Source organism: Micromonospora sp. DT4, from assembly GCF_049841675.1.
Classification (GTDB): domain Bacteria; phylum Actinomycetota; class Actinomycetes; order Mycobacteriales; family Micromonosporaceae; genus Micromonospora.
Genome location: NZ_JBNCKT010000214.1, coordinates 1 through 4,141 on the forward strand (window position 1 = coordinate 1; position 4,141 = coordinate 4,141).

Consider the following 4,141-nt stretch of genomic DNA (forward strand, 5'->3'; position numbering starts at 1 on the left):
CGGCCGGGGCCATTCCCCGACCAGGCCACCCCCGCAACGTGGACTTCTCCCGGCGGACAGACCGTACATAACGGGCGGGCGACGGGCGAGTTTCGCCCACCCGCGGACGGACCGGCAGCCCTGGCGCGCCCGTGATCGTCAGGTGGCGTAGCGGCCCACCGCCAGCGGATCGGCCATACCCCACGTCGCCGAGAAACCCACATATCGCCCACCCGTGCCGGCTCTCGGCCCGTCATGCATCGCCCCGGCCGCAGGCGATCTACACGACATCGCCGTTGCGGGGGTCAACGGCCGGCGGGATGCCCCCGCATGGCCGTCCTCGTGTTGATCGTGGGCGGTGCCATGCCGCCTTGCGCCCGGCACGTGCCTTGGTGCCCAGTTTGTGCCGATCACGGCGTCTCGGGCAGCTTTCGGCCGGGTCGAGCGGCGTGGTCGGAGAGCCGGTGACGGTCGGGGGTACGGGGAAGGTTCTAGGGTGATCGGTGTGGCGACCCTTCTGCTTCTGCGACACGGCCGTACCACGGCGAACGCCGACGGCGGCCTGGCCGGTCGGCAGCCCGTCGAGCTGGACCACACCGGGCGCGCCCAGGCCACCGCGGTGGGCGAACGGCTGCGGGCGGTGCCGCTCGCGGCGGTCGTCACCAGTCCGCTGATCCGTTGCCGGCAGACCCTGGAACTGGCGTTGCCGCAGGCTACGCCGGTGGTCGAGGAGGGGCTGATCGAGTGCGACTACGGCAACTGGGAGGGGCAGCCGCTGAAGAAGCTCGCGAAGGAGCCTCTCTGGCCGGTGGTCCAGCAGCACCCCAGCGCGGCGGTCTTCCCGCAGGGGGAGGCGATGGCGGCGATGGCGGCCCGCGCGGTGGCAGCCGTCCGCGACTGGGACGCCCGGGTGAGCACGGAGCACGGGCCCGAGGCGGTCTGGTTGGCGTGCAGCCACGGCGATGTGATCAAGGCCATCGTGGCGGACGCGCTCGGCGTACACCTGGATGCTTTCCAGCGGATCGTGGCCGACCCGGCGTCGGTGACCGCGATCCGCTTCACGCCGCTGCGACCGTTCCTGGTCCGGCTCAACGACACTGGTGGTGACCTCGCCGCGCTGGTTCCGCCGCCGCGCAAGCGGCGTCGGCGGACCACGCGGGCGGCCGACTCGGACGCCGCCGTGGGCGGCGGGGCGGGTGCGGCCAGGTGAGGCAGACCGCGACGACACCACCGGCCAAGGCCGCGACGCCCGGGCCGGCGACGCCCGGGAAAGCCACGCGCGGGGCCGCCACGCCCGGGTGTGGCCCCCGATTCACCGGGCGCGTTGCCCCTGCGGCGATTCGGGTCGGTGGGGTGCGCGATGCCATGGCGGGCCGGATAGGGTCGTGGGTATGACCCACCAGGTGCACGCCTTCGAACCGCCGGAGCGGTTCGTCGCCGGGACTGTCGGGCCGCCGGGGGAGCGCACGTTCTTCCTGCAGGCCCGCGGCGGCGGCAGGCTGGTCAGCGTCGCGCTGGAGAAGGTCCAGGTGTCCCTGCTCGCCGAGAAGCTGGAGGAGCTGCTCACCGAGGCGCAGCGTCGTTTCGGGGTGGAGCTGCCCGAGCTGGCGCCGGTGATCGGCGACAACGAGCCGCTGGACACCCCGGTCGACGAGGAGTTCCGGGTCGGGACCCTCGGGCTGGCCTTCGACGTCGACACCGCGACCGTGGTGATCGAGGCGATCGCCGCCGGCGAGGTGGAGCCGGAGGTCGAGCTGGGCGACGAGGACGACGAAGACGACGAAGACGACGAGGAGCCGGACGAGGACCTGGACCGGCTGCGGGTCCGGCTCACGCCGCAGGCCACCCGGCAGTTCATCGAGCGGGCCCGGCGCGTGGTCAACGCGGGCCGGCCGCCGTGCCCGCTGTGCGGCCAGCCGTTGGATCCCGCCGGGCACCTCTGCCCGCGGCACAACGGTTACCACCGGTGACCTTGTCCGGCCTCCAGCCTCTGCGTGACGGTGACGCCGCGCTGCGGCTGCTCCGCGACGGCACGCTCGACCTGGAGGGTCGGCTGGTCGACGCGTCGAACACCACCCTGCGGGGCATCCTGACCCGCGACGGCGTCACGGCCCGGTGTGTCTACAAGCCGGTACGCGGGGAGCGCCCGCTGTGGGACTTCCCGGATGGCACGCTCGCCGGCCGGGAGGTGTCGGCGTACCTGGTGTCCCGCGCCACCGGATGGGACCTGGTGCCGCCCACCGTGCTGCGCGACGGGCCGTTCGGCCCCGGCTCCTGCCAACTCTGGATCGACGAGCCGGAGGACGCCGAGCCCCTGGTCGGGTTCGTGCCGGCCGAGGAGGTGCCGCCGCGCTGGTTTCCGATCGCGGCGGCCCGGGACGACGACGGTGCCGCGTACGCCCTCGCGCACGCCGACGATCCACGGCTGGCCCGCCTCGCCGTGCTCGACGCGGTGATCAACAACGCGGACCGCAAGGGCGGGCACGTGCTCGTCGGCGCCGACGACCGCATCTACGGCGTGGATCATGGGGTGAGTTTCCACGTCGAGGACAAGCTTCGTACGGTGCTCTGGGGTTGGGCTGGCAAGCAGTTGCCGTCGGACGCCATGGAGGTGCTCGACGGGCTCGCCGGACAGGTGGCCGGGGCGCTCGGCGAGGAGCTTGCCGACCACCTGACGATTACGGAGATCGCCGAACTGTCCGCCCGCGTCGACCGGCTGCGGGAGACCGGCCGCTTCCCGCAGCCGCCGGAGGACTGGCCGGCGATACCGTGGCCACCCATGTGAGTCCCCTGTCATCTTGATCACCGGTGGGGTGTCCCGGCGGTGCCTGAGGGCTGGTTAGGCTGAGGCCATGGAGTCTTGGGCGGGACACGAGGTGCCACGGCTGCCGGGTCGGGGTGAGCCGTTGGCGTTGTACGACTCGGCGCGGCAGGGTGTCCACCCGAGTGACCCGGCCGATGCGGCGAGCATGTACGTCTGCGGCATCACCCCGTACGACGCGACCCACCTCGGTCACGCCGCCACGATGATCACGTTCGATCTTGTGCAGCGCGTGTGGCGCGACGCCGGTCATCCGGTGCGCTACGTGCAGAACGTCACCGACATCGACGACCCCCTGCTGGAACGGGCCGCCCGCGACGGCGAGGACTGGGTGGTCCTGGCGATGCGGGAGACGGCCCTGTTCCGCGAGGACATGGAGGCGCTGCGGATCATCCCGCCGGAGCGTTACGTGGGCGCGGTCGAGTCGATCCCGGACATCGCCGACAAGGTCGAGGTGCTGCTCAAGGACGGTGCCGCGTACCGGCTCGACGACGGCACCGGCGACGTCTACTTCGACATCTCCGCCACCGGCCGGTTCGGCTACGAGTCGAACCTGACCCGCGAGCAGATGCTGGAGATCTTCCCCGACCGCGGCGGTGACCCTGACCGGGCCGGCAAGCGCGACCCCCTCGACCCGCTGCTGTGGCGCGGCGCGCGCGAGGGCGAGCCGTCCTGGCCTAGCGGGGAGCTGGGCCAGGGTCGCCCCGGTTGGCACATCGAGTGCGCGGTCATCGCGCTGAACCTGCTCGGCGACCGCATCGACGTGCAGGGCGGCGGCAACGACCTGCTGTTCCCGCACCACGAGGCGTCCGCCGCGCACGCCGAGCGGCTCACCGGGCAGGCGCCCTTCGCCGAGCACTACGTGCACGCCGGGATGATCGGCCTGAACGGCGAGAAGATGTCCAAGTCCCGGGGCAACCTGGTCTTCGTCTCCCGGCTGCGCGCCGACAAGGTCGACCCGATGGCCATCCGGTTGGCGCTGATCTCCGGTCACTACCGCAGCGACCGTACCTGGACCGACGAGCTGCTCACGGTCGCGCAGGAGCGGCTGGACCGCTGGCGGCGGGCCGCCGCCGCGCCCGCCGGGCCGTCCGGGGCCGAGCTGCTGGCAGGGGTACGCGAACGTCTGGTCGACGACCTGGACACGCCCGGAGCCCTGGCGGTGGCCGACCGCTGGGCCGACGCGGCCCTGACCGGCGCGACGGACGACCCCGAAGCCCCGGCCCTGTTCGCGAAGACGGTGGACGCCCTGCTAGGCATCCGCCTCTAAGAGACTGTCGGGTAACTGGGTGGGGGCGGAACGTCACGCCGAGACACGTCGATGGAAGGTCCTCGACAAAT

At 72.4% G+C, this 4,141-nt stretch carries 4 protein-coding genes; all 4 read left to right on the forward strand.

The window, feature by feature from the left end; all coding sequences use genetic code 11:
• The first annotated feature begins 475 nt into the window (after positions 1-475).
• The 4 genes from ACLQ24_RS28745 to mshC all read left to right on the forward strand — a co-directional run bounded on the left by ACLQ24_RS28745 (position 476) and on the right by mshC (position 4,070).
• Positions 476-1,189: an MSMEG_4193 family putative phosphomutase gene (locus tag ACLQ24_RS28745; protein WP_425894873.1), complete on the forward strand. Its 714-nt coding sequence runs from the start codon at positions 476-478 to the stop codon at positions 1,187-1,189.
• Between the two features lie 181 nt (positions 1,190-1,370).
• Positions 1,371-1,949: a DUF3090 domain-containing protein gene (locus tag ACLQ24_RS28750; RefSeq protein WP_425894874.1), complete on the forward strand. Its 579-nt coding sequence runs from the start codon at positions 1,371-1,373 to the stop codon at positions 1,947-1,949.
• Positions 1,946-2,764 carry an SCO1664 family protein gene (locus tag ACLQ24_RS28755; protein ID WP_425894875.1) on the forward strand — a complete coding sequence of 273 codons (819 nt, stop codon included), beginning with the start codon at positions 1,946-1,948 and terminating at the stop codon, positions 2,762-2,764. The genes ACLQ24_RS28750 and ACLQ24_RS28755 overlap by 4 nt, the downstream gene beginning before the upstream one ends.
• Before the next feature lie 67 nt (positions 2,765-2,831).
• On the forward strand, positions 2,832-4,070 hold the full coding sequence (gene mshC / locus ACLQ24_RS28760; RefSeq protein WP_425894876.1) for a cysteine--1-D-myo-inosityl 2-amino-2-deoxy-alpha-D-glucopyranoside ligase: 1,239 nt from the start codon (positions 2,832-2,834) through the stop codon (positions 4,068-4,070).
• Positions 4,071-4,141 lie beyond the last annotated feature (71 nt).

Bases quoted from the DNA above. Each gene is read 5' to 3' on its own strand.
- ACLQ24_RS28750 (WP_425894874.1), top strand. From the start codon at position 1,371: ATGACCCACCAGGTGCACGCCTTCGAACCGCCGGAGCGGTTCGTCGCC.
- mshC (WP_425894876.1), top strand. From the start codon at position 2,832: ATGGAGTCTTGGGCGGGACACGAGGTGCCACGGCTGCCGGGTCGGGGT.